Source organism: Streptomyces ficellus, assembly GCF_030406405.1.
Lineage (GTDB): Bacteria > Actinomycetota > Actinomycetes > Streptomycetales > Streptomycetaceae > Streptomyces > Streptomyces ficellus_B.
In genome coordinates, this window is sequence record NZ_JAUEPL010000007.1 from 169,805 (window position 1) to 194,237 (window position 24,433).

Genomic DNA, 24,433 nt, shown 5'->3' on the forward strand with positions numbered 1-24,433 from the left:
GCCGGCGGCGTGGACGCTCCCTGGTACGGCCTGACCAACCGTCACCAGGAGCCGCTCGGCGACCCTGAGCGGCAGCGCAACCGCACGGCCCGAATTGCCCGTAACCCGGACAACGAAAGGTCTGGTTCATCACCATGAGATCCCCCGCGCGACGGATTCGCGCGCTCATACCCGCCGCCGCCCTCGCAGCAGGACTGCTCGCGGCCACCCCCGCCCACAGCGCGGACCACTCCGACGTCCGCCTCGCACCCGCCGGCACCGCGATATCCGGCAGCTGGATCGTGGCGCTCAAGGACACCACCGCCAAGGCGTCGGTCCGGCCGACCGCCCAGGGCCTCGCCGACCGGTACGACGGCGACCTCGCCCATGTGTACAGCTCCTCGCTGCGCGGCTTCTCCGTCCGGATGACCGCCGACCGGGCCCACCGGCTCGCCGCCGACTCCCGGGTCGCGTACGTGGAACAGGACTCCCGCGTCACCGCGACCGCCGTACAGTCCGACCCCACCTGGGGCCTGGACCGCATCGACCAGCGCCCACTGCCGCTCGACGCGTCGTACACGTACAACACCACGGCGTCCAACGTCCACGTGTACGTCATCGACACCGGAGTCCGCGTCAGCCACAGCGACTTCGGTGGCCGCGCCAGCATCGGCACCGACACCATCGGCGACGGCCAGAACGGCAACGACTGCAACGGCCACGGCACCCACGTCGCCGGCACCGCCGCCGGATCGACGTACGGTGTGGCCAAGTCCGCCTCGATCGTCGGCGTACGCGTGCTGAACTGCGAGGGCTCCGGCACCATCTCCGGCGTCATCGCGGGGGTCGACTGGGTGACCGCCAACGCGGTCAAGCCGGCCGTGGCCAATATGAGCCTGGGCGGCGGCGCCAACTCCTCGCTCGACGCGGCCGTGCAGAACTCCATCGCCTCCGGCGTCAGCTACGCGGTCGCCGCGGGCAACGGCAACACCGGCGGCCGGGCACAGGACGCCTGCAAGTACTCCCCCGCCCGCGTCCCCGAGGCCATCACGGTCGGCGCGACGGACAAGACCGACACCAAGGCATCGTGGTCCAACTACGGCACCTGCCTGGACCTCTTCGCACCCGGCGTCGGCATCACCTCGGCCTGGCACAGCGGCGACACGTCCACCAACACCATCAGCGGCACCTCCATGGCCACCCCGCACGTCGCCGGCGCAGCCGCGCTCTACCTGGCGGCCAACCCGTCGGCGAGCCCGGCCCAGGTCAGCGACGCCCTCTCGGCGAACGCGACCAGCGGAGTCGTACAGAGCGCGGGCAGCGGCTCCCCGAACAAGCTGCTCTACTCGCTCTTCTAGTCAACACGCGCGCGCGGCCGTCCGGCGGGCTCCTCCGCCGGGCGGCCGCCTCCTGGTGTTCGCGGCGGCGGCAGCCGGGTGAGGCGGTGACGGCCGGGCCCTGGGGCGCTTGCGGGCGGTGGGCACCGGGAGAGGGGCCGTGCCGGGCACCACGGTGTTGGACACCGTGCCGATGCCTTCGACGGTGAGCGTGACGGTGTCACCGGGCGTCAGCGGCGGGGGCGTCTGTGCGCCTCGTACGCCCCACAGTTCGGCGAGACAGCCGCCGTTCCCGCAGGTGCCCGAGCCCAGGACGTCGCCGGGCCTCACGTACGTGCCGCGTGAGGCGTAGGCGACCATTTCCTCGAACGTCCAGCTCATGTTGGACAGCAGGTCCTTGCCGATGACCTTGCCGTTGACCTCGGCGGTCAGGGCCAGGCGCAGGAAGCCGTCGGTGTCGTGGTAGGGCTCCAGCTCATCGGCGGTGACGAGGTGGGGGCCGAGGGTGGCCGCGGTGTCCTTGCCCTCGGCAGCTGCCTGCCGATCCTGGGCGCCGTCCTCATCGCTCCGGTGCTGCCGAGGATGCAGGACCACTTCGAAGGTGTGGCCGGTGCGAAAGCGCTGGTTCCCGTGGCACTGACGATTCCGGCCCTCGCGCTCGCCCTGCTCGCCCCTTTTGCCGGCGTGATCGTGGACCGGCTGGGCCGCAAACGGCTGCTGGTCGTGGCGACCGTGCTGTATGCCGTCTTCGGCACCGCCCCGCTGTGGCTGGATTCTCTCGGGGCGATCGTCGCGAGCCGGGCGCTGGTCGGTGTCGTCGAAGCGGCGATCATGTCCTGCTGCACCACGCTGATCGGCGACTACTACAGCGGGCGCGTGCGTGATCGCTACCTCGCTCTGCAGACGATGTGCGCCTCCGCCTCCGCGACGGCCTTCTTCGTACTCGGCGGAGTGGTGGGTTCGGCGGGCTGGCGGGCCCCGTTCTGGATCTACGCCGTCAGCCTGCTGATCGCTCCTGCCATGGCCGCCTTCCTTCCCACACCGCAGTGCGGTGGTGAGGCGGCTTCCGCCGGTGCGTCGCAACGGCCGACTCCGTTTCCGGTGCGGCGGCTGGCGGGGGATCTGCGGGCTGACCGTGCTCGGCGCCATGGTCTTCTACACCGTTCCGGTCGAAATGGCGTACCTGATGGACGGCTTGGGGGTGGAATCCACGGGCTCCATCGGGGCGGCCACCGCGCTCGCAAGCGCCGCGACCGTGACCGGCTCCATCGCCTTCACCAAGTTTTCCGGCACACCGGCGCGCAGGCTCCCCGCCGTATTCGCGCTGTGCGCCGCCGGATTCGTGGTGATGGCCCTCGCCGTCAACCCCACTGTTCTGGTCGTCGGGGCAGTCCTCAACTGCCTCGGTACGGGCCTCCTCCTGCCCTCCCTCCTCACCCTGGCCATGTCCAAGCTCGACTACACGGACCGCGGCCGAGGCATTTGGACTGTGGCTGGCCGCGTTCTTCGGGGGCGAGTTCGTGTGCCCGCTCGTACTGCTTGCTCCAGCTCCCCGTCGGCAGATTCTGACGCTCGCTCAGAGAGGCGCGCCGGACCACCGGTTGGTCGTACGCATGCCCACCAGCCGGCCCACCAGCCGACCTCCCGCAAGCCTTCGCGATCGTTCACCGGTCGGGGATGCCACCAGCGCCTCCGCCGCCGCGCGGAGCGCGGTCAGCAGATCGCGGAACCTGGCGGGCATGTGGACCATTGACGTCGGACAGGACTTCCAGGCGGGCGTCGGGCAGGGTGGGCCGCAGTCCCGGGCCGGTCGCATGTCGGCCGGCCCGGGCGGGGCCCTGGGCGGGGGTCCCGCATCACGTTGGCCAACACCCCATCGAGGATCAGTCTTGACCCCGTACTCCCTGGCGTTCTACGTGGACGTCGTCACCACCGGCACCGTGCTCGGCCTGCGGCCCACGGACTCTCCCGACCGCGTCGCCGAGGTCCTGGGGCCGGACTTCGCCGAGAACAGCTTCGACAACCGCGGCATGTGCCGTGACTACGGCCTGGCCGAGTTCTTCTGGGACCGCGCTTCCGCCAACCGCCCCTGGTCGGGTCACCACTTCACGTTGCAGGTGCACAGGCTCGCGCACGGGGGGCGCACGCTCGCCAATGAGCGGCTCCGGGCCCGGTACGGGCGGTTCGCTCCCAGGCTTCGGTTCGAGAAGTTGCAGCGCCTGCTTCAGCGGCGCGGTGTCCCCCTGCTGGAAATCCCGGCAGGCCCGGCCAACGCGCCGTACTACCGGGCGTTCTGGCAGCCCGACTCCCAGGTGGCCGTCTCCGTCATCGGCACCTACGGGGAGTACAGCACCCCGGACAAGCTACGGGTCGGCGACGTCTACACGATCCACGCCCCGATGACCGCCGACGAAGTGGAGTGGCGGAGTGCGCGGGTCGGATAGCGGAAAGCCGGTCTCGTGGACCTTGTCGGCTGGAAACCGTGCTTCGAGCACCGTACGGATGCGAAGGTGTGGAAGCTCGCGTCCGCTCAACGGAAAAGGTCTTCGGCATGGCCGTCATCCACCACACCTCCCTCCAGCCGACGAAGCTGGAACTGCTCACCTCCTGGCTGCCGTCCCGCCCGTGGTACCGCGGCGACACCCGTGAACCGGTCCTGGCCAAGGCCGGCGGCTTCCGACTGGACGACCCGCAGGGCGAGGTCGGGATCGAGTTCATGGTGGCCACCGACACCTCCGGTCTCCACCCGTCCACCTACCTGGTGCCACTCACCTATCGCGGCGCCCCGCTCAACGGGCTGGAGCACGCCCTCGTCGGCACCATGGAGCACGGGGTGCTGGGGCGGCGATGGGCCTACGACGGCTGCCACGACCCTGTGTCGATCGCCCAGTTGCTGGCCCTGGTCGCCGGCCGGGCGCAGGCGCAGGACCAAGACACCAGTGACGTCCCCGACCGGGAGGTCACCCGTGCCTACACCGGTGAGGAGTTCGCCTCTCCGGACGTCCCCACCACTGCCACCGACGACCAGGAGGGCACCGAGCTGCCCGCGCCGCAGGGTATGACCCTCCGCGTGCACCGGGTCCTGCGGCCCACGCCGGGCGGCCGCCTTCTCCTTCCACCGGGCGCGACCGGCCACGTCGCCGGCTCCTGGCGCACGCCGGACGGCGCCCGTGCTCGCGGGCTGTTCGCGGTCTTGCACACCAACCCTCGCGGCTAGGGCTCCATCGGCGCCGGAAGACCACAGCAGGTGCCGCGCCTGCGGGCGGTCTGCCACGGGCCGAAGCCCTCGGGCAGCTCACGCCACTGCACACCGATGCCGAGCCGGTGAATGATCCCTTCAGCAGAGGCCGGATGCGGGTCTTCAGCGCCACCTTGTCCCGGGCAGCAGGATCTTGGGGGCCCGCCGGATCGCGTCAACGATCGCGGCGGCGGCCGGCAGGCCGGGGATGACGGACATGCCGATGGCCCACTGCTAGCCGAGCCAGGCGACCAGAGATCAGGCGCCCAGGCCGGAGATCGCGCCCAGGACGCCCGTCATCCGCTCGAACCCGTACGCCGGCCCGTACACGACACCGGACGATGCCCGGATCTTTGTGTGTTCTGCCAGTACGACGGCCCGCCGGGGTTCGTAGAGACTGCCAGCCAGAGGCCGCGGCGCGCCCCGGAGACCCGGGAAGCCGAGGCCGAGAACATGACGGAGCACAGGGGAGGACACCACGGTGAGCGTGCAGCAGTACGACGAGATCGGTGAGGCGTTCGAGGGCTTCAAGTCCCTGCCGCTGGCGCAGTACGGGGAGGTGCCCAGCTTCCTGGCCATGGTCGGGGACGTACGCGGCAAGGCGGTCCTCGACCTGGCCTCCGGCACCGGCTTCTACAGCAGGGAGTTCAAGCGGCGCGGCGCCGTGGAGGTGCTCGGGGTCGACATCTCCCGTGAAATGGTCGCCGCGGCACGGGCGTTCGAGGAGCGCGATCCGCTGGGTGTGCGGTACGAGGTGGGCGATGTGTCCCAACTGCGGCCCCTTGAGCAGCGCTTCGACGTCGCCACGGGGGTCCAGCTGCTCAACTACGCGGAGGACATCGCCGCCATGGAGCGGATGTGCCGCAACGTGCACCGGAGCCTGAAGCCCGGCGCCGAGTTCTTCGTGTTCGCGCAGTCACCCGACTTCCGCTTCGACGGGCCGTCCTTGGCCAAGTACGGCTTTCTCTGCGAGCCGACCGGCGAGGAGATCGAGACCGGACCGCGAGTGAGGATCACGGCGCTGCTCGACCCGCCGATCTCGTTCGTCAGCGCCTGCCCGCGCCGCGAGGTCTACGAGAAGTGCCTGCGGGCGGCCGGATTCGGCGAGCTGACCTGGGTCCCGGTGGAGGTGTCCGAGGCCGGCGTGCGCGCGTTCGGTGCGGACTTCTGGGCGGACTGCCTCGCCAACCCCCCGCTGGAGATGCTGCGCTGCCGCGCCTGACGACCGACCGGACAGCCCGGCGGCCCGACCTCTGGAAATCACCCGGACCGGGGGCAGGGCCGCCGGCCGTTGGTCCTGACCGCTGAACGGTCTTGAGGCACAAGGGGTGGCGCGCCGCGCCCGTCCGGCGTTCGAGGACGAGCGCGCTCAGCGCGACAGGCGGATCTCCGGGGCGGGAGCATGACGCTGGGCCGCGGTCATACGGAGCGGGTCTCACCGCTGCGGTCGCCATACGCCCGCATCGCGTGCCCCTCCAGGGCAATCAGGACGCGCCGGTGCAGGTCGTGCACCTGCTCCGCATCCGCTTCAGACACGGCGGGGGAGAGCGCGTTCCGTACGGCATCGGCCGCGCGCCGTACTTCGTCGACGTGCTCGCGGTCGTGCACGACGACCGCGAGGTCCCGCAGCATCCGCAGGAGGGCAGCGAGGACGGTGGGCTCCCTGGAGGCGAAGCGCTTGAGCTGGCCGCAGGCCAGGTCGAGGTAGTAGCGCATGTCCCGGTCCGGCACGATGGCACGCGGCTCGCCGTCGCCGTCCACGTGCACGATCGGACCGAGCCGGCAGTCGGCGAGCCGCACGAGAAGGTCGGCCATGTGTCCCACGGCGGCAGCCGCGGTGACCGGGTCGTTGATGCCCGGTGACATGGCCTTGACGGCGATGTCCTCCAGCTGGCGGAAGCCGAACGCCACATCCTGGTCGAGTGTCCGCTCGTACCCGAGCGTGACGGCCGCGTTGATCTCCGCGGCTGTCCCGTCCGCCTCCGGCTCAGGAGGCCCGGCTCCCTGTGCACGGGCCCAGACGGTGGCCAGCGGGCTGCGGGCGATGACCAGGTCGCCAGGCCGTGTGTTGAGGCGCACCAATGCGCCGCGGCGGCGGGCGCACTCCACGAGAGCGTGGACGTCGACCAGCCGTACGAACCCGCTGTCCGTCGCGTACACCGTTACCCCGGCCGCTTCGTCGAGCTCCATCTCGTCCGGTGAGTGGGGGCGTGGGTCGTCGTGAGCCGGGTAGAAGATGCCGATCGCGGTCGCCGTCTCCTGGTGAACGCCTTGCATCATGGAATCCACCCGCACCTCACGCACGATATGCGTGAGGTAGGCCAGGACCGCCGCCAGCGATGCGACGCCCAGCACCATCGAGGTCACAAGAGCCAAGCCAGGCACCGGGTTCTTGGTGTCGAGGAACGACAGCGTGGTGATCGTGAAGACGAAGGCGCACGTCAGCACCGTAAGCACCGACTTGGCGGCGGTGTCGCGTGCGTAGCGCCGGAGCAGCCGGGGAGAGAACTGCTGGGACGCCAGCTGGAGCGTTACCACCGTCAGGCTGAAGGTGAGGGTGGTGACGGTCACCGACGTGGTGGCGACCGCCTGCAGGGCTGTGGCGGCGGAGTTGACATCCCCCGGCCACAGACCTGCCGCTGGGCTTCCCGGCGCAGGCCGGACACGCGCAAGGAGCAGCGCAGCGGCGAATGCCACGACACCGCCCACGGTGGGCGGCAGCCACAACGGGCTCCTCGATCCCTCGGCGCGCGGAGTACGCCTGCCCGGCAGTGACACCATCCCCCAGCCATACACCACCGCCGCCCGGCGGCACGGTTGCGACGCGGCCTCCACTGGGCGCTGCGCGACCCCGGCCCCCGGCAAGCAGCCTTCCAGGCCCGGACTCAGTCCGCTGCGGCTCGCCGGCGGCGCCCCGCGGGTCGGGCAGCGCTTGGTCGACGCGGGGCGCTCCCGCCATGGACCGCCTGGGTGAGACACCCAAGCAGCAGGTGAGTCGGCCAGTACGACGGGTACCGGCGTGAGCATGCCCCTGTCGATGGAACTGCTGCCCGAGTCCACTCTGCGCGACGTGATCGGCCTGCTCGTCAGAGTGGTCGAGGCCGCTGGAGCGTTGATCGTCTTCGTCGGGGCCATCTGGGCGTTTGCCCAGTTCATCCTTGCTGGGATGCGCAGTGGCCGGCGGGTGGCCGGCTTCAACCGCATCCGTCTCAGCCTGGGTCGATTCCTTGTCCTCGGGCTCGAATTCCAGCTCGCCGGTGACGTGCTGCGTACGGCCGTGGCGCCGAGCTTCGCGGAGATCGGGCAACTCGCGGCCATCGCGGCAATTCGTACCGCGCTCAACTACTTCCTGGGCCGGGAGATCGCCCGCGAACGCGCCGAACTCGACAAGGACAACAAGGCCACCACCTCATGACCGCCTGGCTGCACACCGCGGCCATGCTGGCAACCGCTGCGGGGGTGCTGAGCGCATGCGCGGCCTACCTGGCGACGAGGCAAGTGCGCCTCTCGCTGGGAGTGCTGCTCGACTTCCTCACCGCTGCCGGGCTGATCAGGCTCGCAGACGAACCATCGTGGAGCAGCATCGCCACCGCGGCGGCCGTGATCGGCCTCCGCAAACTGATCGCGACACGTCTCGGCCGGCACCCGCTCGTGCGATGAGAAAGGCGGGACATCTCCTGCGCTCGCTGTGCGCTGACCGTACAGCCCGGCCGGAAGACTCGCTCGCAGTGCCGTGCCGCGCACGGCTACGTGGCGACGCCGTTATGGCCGGGATCCTCGGCCTCGTCGAGCTGCCTGTATTTCCGGTTTCGCAGTTTCAGCAGAATGGTTGCCAGAACCGCCGCTATGGCGGAGCCGAGCAGAACCGCGCCCTTGATGCGCTCGACGTCTTCAGCGTCACGGTAGGCCAGTTCGCCGATCAGCAGCGAGATGGTGAAGCCGATTCCGGCCAGCATGGCCACCGCGAGAACGTCCGCCCAGGCGAGCCCGCGGGCGAGCCGCGCCCGGGTGAGACGTACGGCCAGGTAGGACCCGCCGAAAATGCCGAGGGTCTTGCCGACGACCAGGCCCAGTGTCACGCCCACCGGTTCAGGACGGCTGACGATCTCCGCCAGGGTGCTGCCGGAGACGGTTACTCCGGCCGCGAAGAGGGCGAACAGCGGAACGGCCACCCCGGCGGACACCGGTCGGATCAGATGCGCGATGTGTTCGGCCGGCCGGCGGCCGTTGGGGCCGTCCGGGGCCACCCGTAGCAGCAGGCCCATGGCGACCCCGGCAACCGTGGCGTGAACACCGCTGTTGTACGTGAGCCCCCAGATGACGAGCGCCAGCGGGAGGTACCAGTACCAGCCGTGCACCCGCCTGCGGTCGTGCAGGTGGAAGAAGAGTCCCAGCCCGATGACCGCCCCGATGAGAGCCGCCAGGTTGATCGTCGAGGTGTAGAACACGGCGATGACGACGATGGCGCCCAAGTCGTCGATCACCGCCAGGGTGAGGAGGAAAGCGCGCAGCCCGGACGGCAGGTGGGTGTCGATCACCGCCAGTATGCCCAGGGCGAAGGCGATGTCGGTGGCGATGGGAACGGCCCACCCGTTCCATGTGCCTCCTTGCGTGGTGGCCACCAGGCCGTACACCAGCGCCGGCGCCACCATGCCGCTGACGGCCGCGACTACGGGCAACACGGCCGCGCCGGGGTGGCGGAGTTCACCGATCAGGAGCTCTCGCTTGAGCTCCGCTCCCGCGACGAAGAAGAAGATCGTCAGCAAGCCCTCGGACGTCCAATGGGCAACGGAAAGGTTCAACCCGATTGCCTCGATACCGAAGTGGGCCTCGCGTACGGACTCGTAGAGACCGCTCAGCGGCGTGTTGGCCCACACCAGTGCGATCGCCGCCGACACCAGGAGCACCGTGCCGCCGACCGTCTCGGTGCGCAGGGCGTCCACCACGAAGGTCCGCTCCGCCGGCGACGGACGGCCGAGAACCGTTCGACTGCCAGGTTTCCGGTTGGGCATGGTTCTGCGCTCCCGGAGGCGGTGCCTGTGGATGATCACATCGGCTGGACGTACAGGGACCCGGGTGGGACGAGACTGGTCGGCGGTGTGGAGGAGTCCGCGTCCGCCGATGACGCGCCGAGAGCCGCCGTCAGCAGCAATCCCGCGATGGCGACGATGATCAGCACGATGACGGCCGTCTTCTGCCAGTCTCTGTGCTGCGCGTGGCGAGCCCGCCCCTCCTCCCCCTCCCTCTGCTCCTGCTCCTGCTCCTGCTCCTGGCTGCTGGGGAACTGCTCGTTGAGCGTGTCGATACGTGCGACAAGCTCGGGATCGTCACGGGAGAGGCGCTCTTCGATCTGCGCGAGGATACGTTCCTCGTCCATTTCTGGTTCCATGCCCACCACCTGCTTCCGGGGAGACAGTCGACCGCGTGGGGAGTGCGCGGTCCGTGGCTGTCGCTATGCGCGTTCGGCGGAGACCGCGGGCTTCCGGCCGTCGGGCGGACGGAGCATGTCGACCAGCCGGAGGATCTCCATGGGCAGGGGGAAGATGAGCGTGGAGTTCCGCTCGCTGGAGATCTCCGACATGGTGGACAGGATCCGCAGGTGCATGGCCGCGGGGTGACCTTCGAGCCGCTCCGCAGCGTCAGCCAGGGTCTCCGCGGCCTCGAACTCGCCTTTGGCGTGGATGACCTTGGCCCGCCGGTCGCGCTCGGCCTCGGCCTGCCGGGCCATGGCCCGCCGCATGGCCTCCGGCAGCTCGACGTCCTTGACCTCGACCAGCGTCACCTTCACGCCCCACGGGTTGGTCACGTCGTCGATGATCCGCTGGAGCCGCTGGTTGATCTCGTCCCGGTTGATCAGAAGCTCATCCAGGTCGACCTGGCCGAGAATGCTGCGCAGCGTCGTCTGGGCTATCTGCGAGGTGCCCTTGACGTGGTCCTCGATGGCCACGACCGACCGGTTCGGGTCGACAACGTTGAAGTATGTGACGGCGTTGACCCGCACCGTGACATTGTCCCTGGTGATCACATCCTGCGGGGGAATATCCATCGTCACGGTCCGCAGGGACACGCGCACCATCCGGTCGACCACGGGGATGATGAGAAACAGCCCGGGGCCCTTGGCCCCGATGATGCGGCCGAGGCGGAAGATCACACCTCGTTCGTACTCGGGCACGATCTTGACAGCCATCATCGCGAGGATCAGTACGAGACCCCCGGCAAGCAGAATGCCGGTCAGTACGGAACTCATGACTCTCCCTTCTCCGCAGTGCGCCGGCCGGGGTCCGGTTCGGCGCTTTCGACGATCAGGTCCAGGCCCTCACGGCCCACCACACGGACCTGCCGCCCCTCGGTGAGCGGCGCGTCGCGGCCGCGGACGGTCCACCACGCCCCGTCCAGCAGGATCTGACCGGTGCCGTCCCCGACACGGCGGACCACGGCCTCACGGCCGATCAGTGCCTCCCCTCCCGTGGTGGAAGAGGCGCGCCGGGCCCGCCAGGCGAGCCGGCCGGCGAGAAGGGAGCCCGCTCCGACGACGAGTGCGGTCGGCCAGAGGACTTCCGGGGCGACGCCCACCTCGCCCCGGAAGAGGAAGATGCCGGACAGCAGGAGGGCCGCCGTGCCGCCGGCGGCGAAGACCCCGACTCCCGGGGTGAGCACTTCGCCGATGAACAGGGCGGCGGCGAGTCCAAGCAGCAGCAGTCCGGCCGCGTTGAACGGCAGCACGCTGAGGGCCACGAAACCGAGGACCAGCAGGATCAGCCCGGTGACGCCGGCGATCCCCATCCCGGGGCTGGCGAGTTCGTAGATCACAGCGAGGGTGCCGATCGACAGAAACAGGTAGGCCAGCTCGGGGCTTGCCAGCATCTGCCGGAGTTCACCGAGAAACCCGAGTTCATGCTCGGCAACGTGGGCTCCGGCCGTGTGCAGCACCACCTCGTTGCCCGAGGCAAGAGACACCCGGCGGCCGTCGAGCGCCGTCAGCAAGGCGTCCCGGGAGGGCGCTCTCAGGTCGACGACGTCCTTGCGCAGCGCTTCCCGGTCGGAGACGGACGTACCCTCGCGGACCATGTCGTCGGCGAACGCGGTGCTCCGTCCACGCTCCTCGGCCATCGACACGGCGAACGCGGCGGCATCGTTGACCACCTTCGCGCTCGCCTTCTCACCCTCGCCGGTGACAGGTGTGCCGGCACCGATATGGGTGCCCGGGGCCATCGCGGCGACGTGGGCCGACATCGTGATGTAGGCCCCGGCCGATGCGGCTCGGGCCCCCGAGGGGGTGACATGGACGACGACGGGGACCGGGGAGTCCAGGAAGGTCTGGACGATGTCCCTCGTCGACTCGAGCAGCCCCCCTGGGGTGTCCACCTCGACCAGGACCGCCCCATGGTTGTCGCGCTCGGCAACGCGTATGCCGTCGTCGAGGTGCTCGGCGACGACGGGCGTGATCGCCCCGTCGACGCGGGTCGCCAGGACCGTCGGTGTCTGCGCCACGGCGGTCACCGGGGCGGCAAGGGCGCAGGTCAAGGCCGCCAGCAGCGCAACAGCAAGCAGCTGGAGCGGTGACACCACGGTGCGGCCCGGGAGCAAGACGACGCCCCCTCTCCTTGCCGAATCGCAGGGGGTGATTCAGGGAGGTGATTCACGGAGGTGATTCGTTCGTGTAGGGCCCAGTACCCGTGCCGCTCGGGCGGACGCCCTTCCACGGCCGCCATGGACGGCCGTTTCGGCCCGCCGTTCTTTGCCGGGCTTCGGCAATATGGATGTCAAGGCCGATCAACGCCCATGGGGAGAACATGACGTCCGTTTCGGCGCTGAACATGTCGGCAGCCGCGCCTGCGCCTGCGGACCTTGCCGGCCGTTGCCTGCGCATCCTGGCCCGGATCCGAGAGGACGGAGGGAGGCTGCGAGATGACGAAGCCGACATTCTGCGTGAGCTGGCCGCCGCAGCGGCCGAGCACAGCGTCGCGCTGCGCAGTGTGATCGACGACTGGCTCACCGCCGCCTGCCAGGTATGGCCTGAGGTGCCCGAGCAGATCAAGGTCACCGCCGAGGGCCACTCTCCCGGCGGATGCCCTCCCGCCCTGGAGGCGATCCGTGACATGACGGTGGCACTCACCGAGGGCTATGAGACCGGCCACCGGGCGGCCATCCGCCGCGAGGAGGCGATGCGGCGGGAGTTCGTCGACGACCTTCTCGACGGGCGTACCGGTCTCGGCCAGCTCGCTGAGCGGGCCGAGCGGTTCGCACTGCGCCTCGCCGGCTTGCACACCGTTGCCGTAGCGCGGGCCGCGACGGCTTTCCGGGCGGGCGATGTTCCCACTCGCTACGTCGAGGACGCGATGACCGCCGCGTTCAGCGTGCGGGATGTCTTCATCACGACCAAGGACAGCTTGCTGGTCTGCGTGGCTTCCGCCTCCGAAGCCGACGTCCCCGCCCGCTTTGCCGCGCATGTGGGGAACGCGGGCGCCAGGGGATGCCAGGTCGCCGTCAGCCGTCCGCGTCCCGGCCCCAGTGGCATCGTCCGTTCCTACCAGGAAGCACGCAGCACTCTCGACCTTGCTGACCGACTGGGCCTGGACAGCCGGGTGGTCGACGCCTCCAGCTTGCTGGTCTTCCAGGTACTGGGCAGGGACCGCGCGGCCATCACGGACCTGGTGGCCACCGTGCTGGGAGCGCTGGAGGCCGGACGGGGCGGTCCGAGGCCGCTGCTGGAGACGCTCACCGCGTACTTCTCCACCGGCTGTGTCAACACCACAACCGCCCACCGATTGGGGGTCAGCGTCCGTACCGTCAGTTATCGGCTGGCCCGTATTCGGCAACTGACCGGATACGACCCCACCGACCCCGACCAGCGGTACATCCTCCAGACCGCGACGTTGGGTGCGCGTCTGCTGGGCTGGCCGTCTCAGCCCCTTGAGAACGCCGACTGAGCACCGGTTGAGCACCGGCTGAGCACCGCGCCGGCATGGGCGCACCGCGGTCGTCCGTTCACCCACCCCCGCGCGAGGTGACAGGCGACACGCGACCGGCCGGCCTCGGCACGGGAAGCCGCCGCAGGACCGGCCGCTGCCCTGATTCTCGTGATACGGCCGGTGGCGTACGTGCCGTCACGGCGGCGGTGAGCCCTTGCCGTCGTAGACGAGGAGGCCGTCCTCACGGAGGCGCACTCCTGGTGTCGGCGAGTGCGCCATCAGGCGACCGTCGTGCATGAGGTGGTGGACGGGCACACCGCGAGCGAGAGCAGCGAAATCGGCGATGAGGCGCCGGTGGCACCTCCACCACACCGCTTCGCTGCACATGACCGCCGTGCGCTCGTGTGCCGCCTGCCGCAGCAGTCCCTCCATGGCGGTGACGAACTGCGGCGTGCGGGTGTGGGCGGCGTAGCCGCGAAAGGAGGCATGCCGCCACATCGTGTCGGGCGAGTCCGGCGCCGGTTTACGGAACCCACCCAGATGGTGCTCCCACCGGTACCCGATGCCCTCCTCCGGCAACCACTGGGCAAGCCGCTGCCGTGACAGGTCCGGGTCCCGGCGGCTGCCCGGGGCCGTCCTGACATCCACCACGGCCGCGATGCCGGTCCGGTGCAGCAATTCCGCCAACGCCGGCCGACCGGCAGTGCTGTGGCCGAAAGTGATCAGCTGCGGCTGCGGCATCGGCACCTTCCAGGGCTCTGCCTACCCGTCCTGGGGGATCGCCCTGGTCAGTCGCGCGGGGCGTCGGCGACGCCCTCGCTCCAGCGGGCGCGGCCGACGAGACGACGAGTGGTCAGTCGGAGCTGTTGCCGTCCACGTCGGTCAGGAGATCGTCCTGCACGACGTGGACGGCGGCCTCTTCCGCGCTCGCGGCGCCGGCGTCGATGCCCTGGTCGTCCGCCACGAGTTCCCTGGTGGTGTCCGGGCGCGCGCCCTCGTCGGGTGCGGTGAGACGGCCGGCCCGTTCGCCGCCGGCTTCGGGGTCGATCAGCTCGCCCTCGCCACCGGGCAGGTCGCCCAGGCCGTCGCCCGCCGGTGGCGCCACATCGGGAACCTCTTGGGACAGCCGCTCGTCCAGGGTCTCGCCCTCGTGCTGCTCCGACGCCGTCGTGCCGTGCTTCGTGACCCCCAACGGCTTCTCCGGAGGCGAGTAGCCTTCGTCCAGCATGTCGTCGTACGTGCGCTCCTCCAGAGCGTCCTGGAGGTCGAGCGGCGCCGCGTCCTCCTGCTCCTCGTTGCTGCCGGTGGGCTGGTAGACGTCGTCAGCCATCTGCTCGTCACTCATGGTGCCTCCTCGCGTGACCGTCCGCTTGCCTCAGCTGTCGGTTCACGTGAGCGGTTTCCCCGGAAAGGTCATATAAAGCCTGTAGGTCATGGTTTCCACCAGAAGGTCCGACGACGTCGCGTCCGCACCTCCGGCACCTCACCGGTCCATCAGTCACGGGACGCGGCGACCACTCAATCCCGGTCGGCGGGCAGGTAGTAGGTCTGCCTCAAGAACGCGGCCATGTCTTCGAGTGCTTGGGCGTAGCCGGCTCTGTAGCGCTCGTCGGTGTCGGTGCGCCGGCTCTCGGCCCGCGCCCACTCGTCCAGGTGCAGGGCCACACGCAGGTGGTTGCGGTACAGCGCACCGTGTTCACCGTTGAGTGCGGCTCGCGCGCGGTCCTCGTCCCAGTCTTCGAGCGCACCGGTGTCGAAGTTCAGCAGTTCCTCATCAGAATCCCGCACGGCCCGCCTCCTTGGTCGGTCCCGGCGTCCACGTTCACCGAACGGCCACCAGCCGGGGCGGGGAGCGGTCGCCCACAGGGCGACGATCGGCGCGCATAGCCCTCCCAGTGCCCCAGCCGTCACAGGGGAAACCGCAGCCACCGGACGCCCGAGAGCCCCGGCACTCCGTGGCAGACGGACCGCAGAGGACTCCTGTCGGTCGGCCCCCTCCCTGCCGTGCCCACGGTGCGACAATGAAAGAGCCGCCGCTCTTGTCGCCTCCCTCGAGGCCGGGCGGGCTCAGCGCGCTGGAGGGATTCCCCTCGGGTTGAATTCCGTGGTCCCCGGCAACATGCCCCGCCTATCGCGGGCCTGCCGGCCCGGAAGGGGAACGACCATGGATGACGGACCCACCGCCGACGTACTGGACCTGACCTCTCTGCTGCTGGAAGCCGATGGCGTCGATGAGTTTCTTCAGGCCCTGGTCGACCGTGCCCTCGAACGCAGCCCGGCGGCTGACGGGTCCGGCATCACGCTGGAGCGCCGAGGCCGGCCCCTGACCGTGGCCAACGCGGGCCCGAGTGCCAAGGAACTGGATGAGAAGCAGTACGGCCAGGACGACGGCCCGTGCCTCCAGGCGCTGCGTGCCGGTGAGGAAGTCATCATCGCCGACATGGCCGACGAGCGGCGGTGGGGCGACTATCCGGCCTACGCCCTGGCATGCGGCACCCGCTCCTCCATGTCCCTGCCGATCGCCGCCCACACGCACACCGCCGGTGCGCTGAACCTGTACTTCGCCACGCCGGACGGCCATACGAAGGTCGACGCGCCGTTCCTGCGAGGGCTGGCAGCGCAGGCCACCGGTGCTATCGCGCTGGCGCAGCGGATCGGCGACGCCCAGCAGTTCGCGGCCGATCTGCAGACCGCGCTCGCGTCCCGCACGGTCATCGACCAGGCCATCGGCGTCATCATGGGACAGCAGCGGTGCACGGCGGACGAAGCCTTCGCGATCCTGCGCACGGCTTCACAGCACCGCAACATCAAACTGCGTGACCTGTGCGCCGATCTGCTGGCCGGCCTCTCCGGTGAGCCACCCACCGAGCCCAAGCTGCACCCCCGGCCATGAACCGCATGAACCGCATGAACCGCGGTGGACCACGCGGCAAGGCGGTCGCCGCTGACCGGGCCTGATCACGGCCGGCCGTGGCGTCAGGGCGTCGCGGTGGAGACGACGTACACCCGGGGGACGGCCGGATCGGTGAGGTCCACCGTGATGTCCTGGGTGGGTCGGGGGTCTGCCTGGCGGTGGGTGGTGGCGGCCCAGTCCCGGCCGGGCGGGAACTCCCAGCCGACGGTGTCCGCGTCGCGTGCGCTGATGGTGACGTCACCGGGACCGAGCGCGGAACGGCTCGTTCCGACGTCGTACAGGAAGTCGTCCAGGCCCGTGCCGCTGGTGGTGAACTCCACGTACAGCCTGCTGGACTTCCAGTTGCTCGTCTCGAAGTACGCGACCTCGGTGGAGCCGGCCGGGATGGGCACCTCGAAGACGCGGCGCTTCATCCGGGAGGGCCAGCTGTCCTGGAGTCCGGTGACGGAGGACTCGGCCTCCTTGTCGCGGCCGCTGTCGCGGCTCTGCTGGGCGGAGATCACCAGATAGCCGGCCGGGATGCCGATCAGCAGGACGATGACGATCGCGGTGAGCACCCGGCGGCGGATCATGTGCCGCCGCTCCTCGGGGGACGCGGGCTGGTGGAGCACGGACATGGTCACGGTTCCTGGCTGGTGCGGGTGCCGCGGCCTGCGACGCCGCCGTTACGGATGGCCTGGGCGTACCGCTCGTACTTCTCGTACCGCTCCAGGCGGCGGCGGTTGGCGCGGCGGAAGCGGCGCGCGACGAGCCGGGCGAGGTCGGCGGCGCCGACCATGCCGGCCTCGGGGCCGAGCTGCGCCTTGGCGATACGGGCCTCGGGCCGGTAGCCGCGGCCGGTGAGGTGGCGGCGGAAGGCGTCCCGGGCGGGGCCGATGAGCAGGTCGTCCGCGGCGCTGACGCCCCCGCCGATGACGAAGCAGGAGGGGTCGAGCGCGGCGGCCAGGTTGGCGATGCCGACGCCGAGCCACTGGCCGATGTCCTGGAACAGCTCGATGCACATGGCGTCGCCCTCGCGGGCGAGCTCGGTGATCAGCGGGCCGGTGATGTCGGGGACGCTGCCCTTGACGCGCTCGATGATGTTGTACGCGACCGGGGAGTCGGCCGCCGCGAGCTCGCGGGCCTCCCTGACCAGGGCGTTGCCGGAGCTGTACTGCTCCCAGCAGCCGCGGTTGCCGCACGGGCAGCGGTGGCCGCCGGGCACCACCTGCATGTGCCCGAACTCGCCGGCGACGCCGTACTTGCCGCGCTTGACCTGGCCGTCCTCCAGGATGGCGCCGCCGATTCCGGTACCCAGCGTGATCATGACGAGGTGGTCCTCGCCGCGGCCGGCGCCGAAGCGCCACTCCGCCCAGGCGGCGGTGTTGGCGTCGTTGTCGACCATGACGGGGACGGCGAGGCGGGCCTGGAGGGAGTCGCGCAGCGGTTCGTTGCGCCAGGCCAGGTGCGGGGCGAACAGCACGCGGCTGCGGTCGGCGTCGACCCAGCCGGCGGCGCCGATGCCCACCGCGTGGACGTCGTGGCGGTCGGAGAGGTCGAGGACCAGCTCGGTGATGGTGTCCTCGACGACCTTGGCGCTCTTGGACTTGTCCGGGGTCTCGGTCTTGATCTGCTCCAGGATCCGGCCGTCGGCGTCCACGACGCCCGCCATCACCTTCGTACCGCCGATGTCGATGCCGACGGTGGGGACGCGGGGCGCGGTCAGGTGCGAGCGGCGCTCGCGGGCCGAGACGGTCCGCAGGACGGTGGCGCGGGCGGAGCCCCGATGGGCGAAATCGCGGTACGTGCTCACGGGTCCTGTCGTCCTGGTGGTGGGGGGCCGGGAGGGTGGGGGGGCCCGGCGGCGGACGGCGCCCGCCGCCCCCGATTCTGCCAGGTACGGGGCCGGGGGCGGCGGTGCGGCGTGGTCGGGCGGCTGGGGGGCGGCGGCGTGGTCGGGGAGCCGGGGGCGGGTGGGGGTCCCCCAGGTCCTCAGGGCGCAGGGGGAGCGTCGTGGCCGCCGACCCGGGACGGGGCGGGGGCTCGTTCCAGTTCGTGGCGGAGGTCTTCGAGTTCGCTGCCGCCCGCCATCTGGCGGGTGAGCTCATCGAGCGTGACGGAGTCCTTGGTGTGGCTCGCCGCCATCACGCCGCGCTTGAGGAGGACGAACCGGTCACCGACCAGGTACGCGTGGTGCGGGTTGTGCGTGATCAACACCACGCCGAGGCCCGCGTCGCGGGCGGCCGCCACGTACTTGAGGACCACGCCGGACTGCTTGACGCCGAGCGCCGCCGTGGGCTCGTCCAGGACGAGGACCTTGGCGCCGAAGTGGACCGCGCGGGCGATGGCCACGCACTGGCGTTCGCCGCCCGAGAGGGTGCCGATCGGCTGATCGACGTCCCGCAGGTCGATGCCCATGCGGAGCAGCTCGGCGCGGGTGGTCTCGCGCATGAGCTCGACGTCGAGGCGCTTGAAGGGGCCGACGCCCTTGGTGGGCTCGGAGCCGAGGAAGAAGTTCCGCCAGACCGGCATGAGGGGGACGACGGCCAGGTCCTGGTAGACGGTGGCGATGCCCCGGTCCAGCGCCTCGCGCGGCGACGACAGGGAGGTCTCCTCGCCGTCGATGCGGAAGGTGCCGCCGTCGTGCGTGTGCAGCCCGGCGATGATCTTGATGAGGGTGGACTTCCCGGCGCCGTTGTCGCCCAGCACGCAGGTGATCCGGCCGGCGTGGACCTCCAGGGAGACGCCCTCCAGGGCGCGGATGTTGCCGTAGTACTTACTGACGTCGTCCAGCTCCACCAGAGGGGTGCTCGCCAGAGGGGTACGGGCAAGAGGGGTGCTCATCGTGTTGCCTCCGCGCGCTTGCGGACCCAGGCGTTGAGCAGGGTCGCGAGAAGGAGCATCGCCCCGAGGAAGAACTTGAACCAGTCCGGGTTCCACTCGGCGTACACGATGCCCTTGCTGGTCATGCCGAAGATGAACGCGCCGACCGCCGAGCCGATGGCGGAGCCGTAGCCGCCGGTGATCAGGCAGCCGCCGATCACGGCCGCGATGATGTAGATCAGCTCGTTGCCGACGCCCTCGCCGGACTGGACGACGTCGAACGAGAAGAGCAGGTGCTGGCCGGACACCCAGGCGCAGAAAGCCACGCCCATATAGAGGCCGATTTTGGTGCGGTGGACCGGGACGCCGACCGCGCGGGCCGCGTCCGCGCCGCCGCCCACCGCGAAGATCCAGTTGCCGAAGCGGGTGCGCAGCAGGATCCAGGTGGCGAGCGCGACCAGGGCGAACCACCACAGGATGGTGATCTTGAGGTCGACGCCGCCGATGGTGAGCTGGGAGGCGAAGAGTTTCCGCGCGGAGGCGAAGCCCTCCATGTCGGCGATCGTCCTGGTCGACACCGTGCCGCTGATGAGTTTGGTGAGGCCCAGGTTGAGGCCGGTCAGCATCAGGAACGTACCGAGCGTGATGATGAAGCTCGGCAGTTTGGTGCGGGTCAGCATGACGCCGTTGAAGAAGCCGATGGCGAGCGTCACCAGGAGCGACACGGCGACGCCGACCCAGACGTTCGCCGTCATCTGGTAGCTGAACATCGAGGAGATGAGCGCCGCGCTCGTCACCATCACACCGGCCGACAGGTCGAACTCCCCGCCGATCATCAGCAGCGCCACGGGCACGGCCATGATGCCGATCGTGGAGGCCGCGTAGAGGACGGTGCCGAAGCTGGAGGCCCGCAGGAAACTGTCGGCGACGATCGAGAAGAAGAGGAACACGGCGACGGCGCCGACCACCGAGCCGAGTTCCGGTCGGCTGAGCAGGGTGCGCAGCGGCGAGGTGCGCAGCAGCCGCTCGTCGCCGGTCGGGCCGGCCGGTTTCTTCACGGGTGGTGCGGTCGCTGTCATCGGGTTCCCCGCTCCGTGTATCGGGTGAGCCTGGCGGCGTCCTGCTGGGTGATGATCTGCGGGCCGGTGAGGACGGGCCTGCCGCCGCCGAGCACGTCGGCGTTGTACCGGTGGAGCCAGAGCAGGTCGACGGCCTCGTACCCCTGGAGGTAGGGCTGCTGGTCGACGGCGAAGCCGATCTCCTTGGCCTTGAGCCCGGCGGCGACCTTGGCGTTGAGGTCGAAGGTGTCGACCTCCGCGTCGGACCCGGCGGTCCTCCTGGCCTGGACGGCGGCGTCGGCGAACGGCGCGCCGAGGGTGACGACGGCGTCGATGGAGCGGTCGGTCTGGAGCTTCGCCTCGATGGACGCCTGTACGTCGGGCATGTTGGTGCCGTCGACGTAGAGGTTCTGCAGGTTGCCGTCGAAGGTCTTCTTCACGCTGGCGCAGCGCTGCTCGTGGCCCACGTTGCCCTGCTCGTGCAGGACGCACAGGGCCTTCTTCTTCCCGCGCCTGTCGAGCTCGTCGCCGACCGCCTCGCCGGCGATCGTCTCGTCCTGGCCGATGTGGCTGAGCGCGCCGAAGGCCTTGGACTGCTCGGCGCCGGAGTTCACGGTGATCACCGGGATGCCGGCCTTGACGGCCCTGGCGACGGCGGCCTTCATCGCGTCGGGCTTGGCGAGGGTGACGATCAGCCCGTCGACCTTCTTGTCGACGTAGGAGTCGACGAGCTGGGCCTGCTGCTGTCCCTCGTCGCTGTGCGCGTAGAGGAAGTTGATGTTGTCCTTGACGGCCGCCTGCTTGGCGCCATTCTGGACGATGTCCCAGAAGGTGTCGCCGTCTCCCGAGTGGGTGACCATCGCGATCGTCCACTCCGGGGTGTTCACGGCGGCGCGGCCCTGGGCGGCGGCGGCCTTGCGGGCGTCCTCGGCGCGCTTGCCACCCGTGGCGCTGCACCCGGCGAGGGCTCCCGCCAGGGACACTCCGAGCGCCGTCGCCAGTACCGCGCGCAGCGCGCGTACTCCTGTCCGAACCCTTGCCACGAAGCCGTGCCCTTCTTGCCGTGTTCGCTGTACCGGCCAAGTATCGGTCATGGTGATGTGCCCGGTTTTCATCGGGTACCGCGGGCGGTCAGTTCCTCCAGCACCGGCACGTCCTTGGCGGTGACCACGGCCGGGCCGGTGAGGACCGGCTTGCCGCCGCCGGTGATGTTGAGGTTGGTCCGGTGCAGCCAGATCCCGTCGACGGCGAGGTAGCCCTGGAGGTAGGGCTGCTGGTCGACGGCGAAACCGATCTGCCCGGCCTTGAGCCGGCCGACGACCGCCTGGTTGAGGTCGAAGGTGCCGATCTCGGCGCGGGACCCGGCGCCTTCCCTGGCCTTGACGGAGGCGGCGGCGAACGGCGCGCCGAGGGTGACGACCGCGTCGATGTCCTTGGCGCTCTGCAGTTTGGCCTCGATGGAGGAGGTCGCGGCGGGCATGTTGGTGCCCTCGACGTTGAGGTTCTCGACCGTGCCCTTGAAGGTCTTCCTCACGCCGGCGCAGCGCTCTTCGAGGGAGACGTTGCCCTGTTCGTGGATGACGCACAGGGCCTTCTTCCTGCCGCGGGCGGTGAGCTCCTCACCGACGGCCTCGCCCGCGACGGCCTCGTCCTGGCCGATGTGGCTGAGCGCGCCGAAGGCCTTGGAGTGCTGCCCGCCGGAGTTGATCGTGACGACCGGGATGCCGGCGGCCACGGCCTTGGCGACGGACGCCTTGACCGCTTCGGGCTTGGCAAGGGTGACGATCAGGCCGTCGACCTTCTTGGCCACATAGGAGTCGATGAGCTGGGACTGCTCCTTGCCATCCTTGTTGGCGGCGTAGAGGAAGTCGACGTTGTCCTTGGCGGCGGCGGTCTTGGCGCCGCTTTGGACGATGTCCCAGAAGGTGTCGCCCTCGCCGGAGTGGGTGACCATCGCGACGGTCATACGGGCGGTGGCGGCGGGTCTGCCGCCGCCGGAGCCGTTCGAGGGCTTGTCCTCGGAGTCCTTGCCGCCCGAGCTGCTGCATCCGGCGGCGGTGAGGGTGAGTGCGGCTGCGGCCAGCAGGGCTGCCGCCGCCGTGCGGGTGGTGCGCATCGTGGGTCCGCCTTCTCTGCCCGGCGCCGCCCGATTGCGGCTGGGTGAGTTTCTACGGGGGCGGGGCGGACCCGTCAATACTTTGTCCGAACATTCTTACGCGATGACGTACGGACGCGCTTACGCACGCTTGCGCACGCGCGTTTGCGCGCATTTACGGGCGCTCAGGGGCGTACCAGGAGCTGGAACTCGAACGCGTACCGCGACGCCCGGTAGATGTGCGACCCGAACTCCACCGCCCGGCCGGTGTCGTCGAACGTGGTCCGCTCCATCGTCAGCAGCGGGGCGCCCTTCTCCTCGGTGAGCAGCTCTGCCTCCAGGCCGGTGGCGGCCCGCGCGCCGACCCGCTGCCGGGCGCTGTGCAGGGTGATGCCCGCGCCGCGCATCATCCGGTAGAGGCCGGTGCCCTCCAGCAGTTCCGTGTCCAGGTCCAGCAGGCCGAGCGGCAGGTGGTTGCGCAGCCGCGCCATCGGCTCGTTGTGCGCGAACCGCAGCCGCTCCACGAACCGGACGTCGGTGCCCTCCTGTACGCCTAGGGCGGCGGCCACCTCGGCGGTGGCCGGCTCGATGCGGTTGGTCAGGACGATGGTGGCGGGGCGCTGGCCGGCCGCTTCCAGGTCGTCGTACAGGCTGCTGAGCTCCAGCGGCCGCTTGACCTGGCTGTGCACCACCTGCGTGCCGACGCCGCGGCGGCGCACCAGCAGGCCCTTCTCCACGAGGGCCTGGATGGCCTGGCGGACGGTGGGCCGGGACAGCCCGAGCCGGCCCGCCAGCTCGATCTCGTTGCCGAGGAGGCTGCCCGGGGTGAGCGTCCCGCGCTCGATGGCCGCCTCCAGCTGCTGGGACAGCTGGAAGTAGAGCGGGACCGGGCTGGTGCGGTCCACGCTCAGCGGGAGCCGCACGACGGGACCGGTCTCTTCTCTGGCTGCTCGGGTCTGCTTGGGCACGGCCCGAGCGTATCGGCAGGAAATGATGACGGGAAGTTGTGAAGTCATGTTGTCAGGACAAACGCTTGACATGATGACTGCCGCGCCACCACCTTGGGGGCCATGCGCATCGGACTCATCGGAACGGGACGTATCGGGACCTTCCACTCGGGCGTGCTCAGCCGCCACGCCGAGGTGGGAGCACTCGTGGTCGCCGACGCCGACCCCGGCCGGGCGGCTCAGGTCGCCGGACTCACCGGCGCCACGGCCGCCCGGACCGTGGACGACATCTTCACCTGGGGCGTGGACGCGATCGTCATCGCCTCGGCCACCTCCGCCCACGCCGACCTCATCGGCCGCGCCGCCCGCGCCGGCCTGCCCACCTTCTGCGAGAAGCCCATCGCCCTCGACCTGCCCGGCACGCTCGGCGCGCTCCGCGAGGTCGAGACGGCCGGCACCCAGCTCCAACTGGGCTTCATGCGCCGCTTCGACGCCGGCTACCGGGCCGCCCGCGAGGCCGTCACCGCCGGGCGGATCGGCCGGCTGCACACCGTCCGGGCCATCACCTCCGACCCGGCGCCGCCGCCCGCCGCCTACCTCCCCCTCTCCGGCGGGCTCTACCGGGACTGCCTGGTCCACGACTTCGACATGCTGCGCTGGGTCACCGGCCGCGAGGTCACCGAGGTGTACGCGACGGGCTCGGACGCGGGCCACGCGATGTTCCGCGAGGCGGACGACGTGGACACGGCCGCCGCGCTCCTCACCCTTGACGACGGCACCCTCGCCACGGCGACGGCCACCCGCTGCAACGGCGCCGGTTACGACGTACGCATGGAACTCGCCGGCGAGCTGGACCAGATCGCGGTGGGCCTTGACGACCGCACGCCCATCACCTCGACCGAACCACTCGGCCCTCCCCCGGCGGACAAGCCGTGGCCGGGCTTCCTGGAGCGGTTCACGCCGGCGTACGAAGCCGAACTGGACGCCTTCATCCGCCTGGTGCGCGGGGAGATCGCCAACCCCTGCGACGGCCGCGAGGCGCTGCGGGCGCTGTGCGTCGCCGAGGCCTGCGAGCGGTCACGCCGCGAGCGCCGCCCGGTACGGCTGGAGGAGATCACCACGACGCCCTGACCGGGGCGGCACGGCCGGGG

24 protein-coding genes and 2 pseudogenes are annotated in these 24,433 nt (G+C 70.3%); 10 read left to right on the plus strand and 16 right to left on the minus strand.

The window, feature by feature from the left end; genetic code table 11:
- Window positions 1-134: 134 nt before the first annotated feature.
- Window positions 135-1,337 carry a S8 family peptidase gene (locus QWM81_RS08010; protein WP_290110973.1) on the plus strand — a complete coding sequence of 401 codons (1,203 nt, stop codon included), beginning with the start codon at window positions 135-137 and terminating at the stop codon, window positions 1,335-1,337.
- A gap of 90 nt (window positions 1,338-1,427) precedes the next feature.
- On the opposite strand, the pseudogene QWM81_RS08015 reads toward QWM81_RS08010, so the two are convergent.
- Window positions 1,428-1,844, minus strand: a pseudogene (locus QWM81_RS08015) (fumarylacetoacetate hydrolase family protein); the annotation flags it as partial.
- Between QWM81_RS08015 and QWM81_RS08020 the strand changes: the two are divergent.
- From QWM81_RS08020 to QWM81_RS08035, 4 genes and pseudogenes are all read left to right on the plus strand, one after another.
- Window positions 1,776-2,860 (plus strand): annotated as a pseudogene (locus QWM81_RS08020) (MFS transporter); the annotation flags it as partial. The pseudogenes QWM81_RS08015 and QWM81_RS08020 sit on opposite strands and share 69 nt — an antisense overlap.
- 345 nt (window positions 2,861-3,205) lie before the next feature.
- Window positions 3,206-3,760: a hypothetical protein gene (locus QWM81_RS08025; RefSeq protein ID WP_290111037.1), complete on the plus strand. Its 555-nt coding sequence runs from the start codon at window positions 3,206-3,208 to the stop codon at window positions 3,758-3,760.
- Window positions 3,761-3,867: 107 nt separating this feature from the next.
- A complete protein-coding gene (locus tag QWM81_RS08030; RefSeq protein WP_290110975.1) occupies window positions 3,868-4,533 on the plus strand; it encodes a maltokinase N-terminal cap-like domain-containing protein in 666 nt (221 codons plus the stop codon).
- A gap of 502 nt (window positions 4,534-5,035) precedes the next feature.
- Window positions 5,036-5,776, plus strand: a complete 741-nt coding sequence (locus QWM81_RS08035) for a class I SAM-dependent methyltransferase (RefSeq protein ID WP_290110976.1) — start codon at window positions 5,036-5,038, stop codon at window positions 5,774-5,776.
- Between the two features lie 197 nt (window positions 5,777-5,973).
- On the opposite strand, the gene QWM81_RS08040 is transcribed toward QWM81_RS08035, so the two are convergent.
- The gene (locus QWM81_RS08040) at window positions 5,974-7,689 is read right to left on the minus strand and encodes a DUF2254 domain-containing protein (RefSeq protein ID WP_353938283.1); all 1,716 of its coding nucleotides are present in this window, start codon (window positions 7,687-7,689) and stop codon (window positions 5,974-5,976) included.
- Between QWM81_RS08040 and QWM81_RS08045 the strand changes: the two genes are divergently transcribed.
- Window positions 7,580-7,969 carry a DUF1622 domain-containing protein gene (locus tag QWM81_RS08045; protein WP_290111038.1) on the plus strand — a complete coding sequence of 130 codons (390 nt, stop codon included), beginning with the start codon at window positions 7,580-7,582 and terminating at the stop codon, window positions 7,967-7,969. The two genes, QWM81_RS08040 and QWM81_RS08045, sit on opposite strands and share 110 nt — an antisense overlap.
- Window positions 7,966-8,214, plus strand: a complete 249-nt coding sequence (locus tag QWM81_RS08050; protein ID WP_290110979.1) for a DUF1622 domain-containing protein — start codon at window positions 7,966-7,968, stop codon at window positions 8,212-8,214. Before QWM81_RS08045 ends, QWM81_RS08050 begins: the two co-directional genes overlap by 4 nt.
- 86 nt (window positions 8,215-8,300) lie before the next feature.
- Here QWM81_RS08050 and nhaA read toward each other — a convergent pair whose 3' ends face one another.
- The 4 genes from nhaA to QWM81_RS08070 all read right to left on the minus strand — a co-directional run bounded on the left by nhaA (window position 8,301) and on the right by QWM81_RS08070 (window position 12,141).
- Entirely contained in the window at window positions 8,301-9,566 is a 1,266-nt protein-coding gene (gene nhaA, locus QWM81_RS08055; RefSeq protein ID WP_290110980.1) for a Na+/H+ antiporter NhaA, read from the minus strand.
- A gap of 35 nt (window positions 9,567-9,601) precedes the next feature.
- On the minus strand, window positions 9,602-9,931 hold the full coding sequence (locus QWM81_RS08060; protein WP_290110981.1) for a DUF3040 domain-containing protein: 330 nt from the start codon (window positions 9,929-9,931) through the stop codon (window positions 9,602-9,604).
- Between the two features lie 75 nt (window positions 9,932-10,006).
- Window positions 10,007-10,801, minus strand: a complete 795-nt coding sequence (locus QWM81_RS08065) for a slipin family protein (RefSeq protein WP_290110982.1) — start codon at window positions 10,799-10,801, stop codon at window positions 10,007-10,009.
- Window positions 10,798-12,141, minus strand: a complete 1,344-nt coding sequence (locus QWM81_RS08070) for an NfeD family protein (protein ID WP_290110983.1) — start codon at window positions 12,139-12,141, stop codon at window positions 10,798-10,800. The genes QWM81_RS08065 and QWM81_RS08070 overlap by 4 nt, the downstream gene beginning before the upstream one ends.
- Window positions 12,142-12,371: 230 nt before the next feature.
- Between QWM81_RS08070 and QWM81_RS08075 the strand changes: the two genes are divergently transcribed.
- Window positions 12,372-13,484, plus strand: a complete 1,113-nt coding sequence (locus QWM81_RS08075; protein ID WP_290110984.1) for a PucR family transcriptional regulator — start codon at window positions 12,372-12,374, stop codon at window positions 13,482-13,484.
- 177 nt (window positions 13,485-13,661) lie between these two features.
- Here QWM81_RS08075 and QWM81_RS08080 read toward each other — a convergent pair whose 3' ends face one another.
- The 3 genes from QWM81_RS08080 to QWM81_RS08090 form a co-directional block, all read right to left on the minus strand.
- Window positions 13,662-14,207 carry a DUF488 domain-containing protein gene (locus tag QWM81_RS08080; protein WP_290110985.1) on the minus strand — a complete coding sequence of 182 codons (546 nt, stop codon included), beginning with the start codon at window positions 14,205-14,207 and terminating at the stop codon, window positions 13,662-13,664.
- Window positions 14,208-14,319: 112 nt separating this feature from the next.
- On the minus strand, window positions 14,320-14,811 hold the full coding sequence (locus tag QWM81_RS08085) for a DUF5709 domain-containing protein (protein WP_290110986.1): 492 nt from the start codon (window positions 14,809-14,811) through the stop codon (window positions 14,320-14,322).
- Between the two features lie 173 nt (window positions 14,812-14,984).
- On the minus strand, window positions 14,985-15,254 hold the full coding sequence (locus tag QWM81_RS08090) for a hypothetical protein (protein WP_290110987.1): 270 nt from the start codon (window positions 15,252-15,254) through the stop codon (window positions 14,985-14,987).
- Window positions 15,255-15,630: 376 nt separating this feature from the next.
- On the opposite strand from QWM81_RS08090, the gene QWM81_RS08095 reads away from it, so the two are divergent.
- Window positions 15,631-16,359 carry a GAF and ANTAR domain-containing protein gene (locus tag QWM81_RS08095; RefSeq protein ID WP_290110988.1) on the plus strand — a complete coding sequence of 243 codons (729 nt, stop codon included), beginning with the start codon at window positions 15,631-15,633 and terminating at the stop codon, window positions 16,357-16,359.
- A gap of 83 nt (window positions 16,360-16,442) precedes the next feature.
- Here QWM81_RS08095 and QWM81_RS08100 read toward each other — a convergent pair whose 3' ends face one another.
- From QWM81_RS08100 to QWM81_RS08130, 7 genes are all read right to left on the minus strand, one after another.
- A complete protein-coding gene (locus QWM81_RS08100; protein ID WP_290110989.1) occupies window positions 16,443-16,997 on the minus strand; it encodes a hypothetical protein in 555 nt (184 codons plus the stop codon).
- Between the two features lie 2 nt (window positions 16,998-16,999).
- Window positions 17,000-18,172: an ROK family glucokinase gene (locus QWM81_RS08105; RefSeq protein WP_290110990.1), complete on the minus strand. Its 1,173-nt coding sequence runs from the start codon at window positions 18,170-18,172 to the stop codon at window positions 17,000-17,002.
- Between the two features lie 179 nt (window positions 18,173-18,351).
- Entirely contained in the window at window positions 18,352-19,203 is an 852-nt protein-coding gene (locus QWM81_RS08110) for an ATP-binding cassette domain-containing protein (RefSeq protein ID WP_290110992.1), read from the minus strand.
- On the minus strand, window positions 19,200-20,261 hold the full coding sequence (locus tag QWM81_RS08115) for an ABC transporter permease (RefSeq protein ID WP_290110994.1): 1,062 nt from the start codon (window positions 20,259-20,261) through the stop codon (window positions 19,200-19,202). The genes QWM81_RS08110 and QWM81_RS08115 overlap by 4 nt, the downstream gene beginning before the upstream one ends.
- The gene (locus QWM81_RS08120; RefSeq protein ID WP_290110995.1) at window positions 20,258-21,283 is read right to left on the minus strand and encodes a substrate-binding domain-containing protein; all 1,026 of its coding nucleotides are present in this window, start codon (window positions 21,281-21,283) and stop codon (window positions 20,258-20,260) included. The genes QWM81_RS08115 and QWM81_RS08120 overlap by 4 nt, the downstream gene beginning before the upstream one ends.
- 68 nt (window positions 21,284-21,351) lie before the next feature.
- On the minus strand, window positions 21,352-22,356 hold the full coding sequence (locus tag QWM81_RS08125) for a substrate-binding domain-containing protein (RefSeq protein ID WP_290110997.1): 1,005 nt from the start codon (window positions 22,354-22,356) through the stop codon (window positions 21,352-21,354).
- A 164-nt stretch (window positions 22,357-22,520) separates the two neighbouring features.
- A complete protein-coding gene (locus QWM81_RS08130; protein WP_290111039.1) occupies window positions 22,521-23,240 on the minus strand; it encodes a GntR family transcriptional regulator in 720 nt (239 codons plus the stop codon).
- A 165-nt stretch (window positions 23,241-23,405) separates the two neighbouring features.
- On the opposite strand from QWM81_RS08130, the gene QWM81_RS08135 reads away from it, so the two are divergent.
- Window positions 23,406-24,413: a Gfo/Idh/MocA family protein gene (locus tag QWM81_RS08135; protein ID WP_290110999.1), complete on the plus strand. Its 1,008-nt coding sequence runs from the start codon at window positions 23,406-23,408 to the stop codon at window positions 24,411-24,413.
- Window positions 24,414-24,433: the final 20 nt, after the last annotated feature.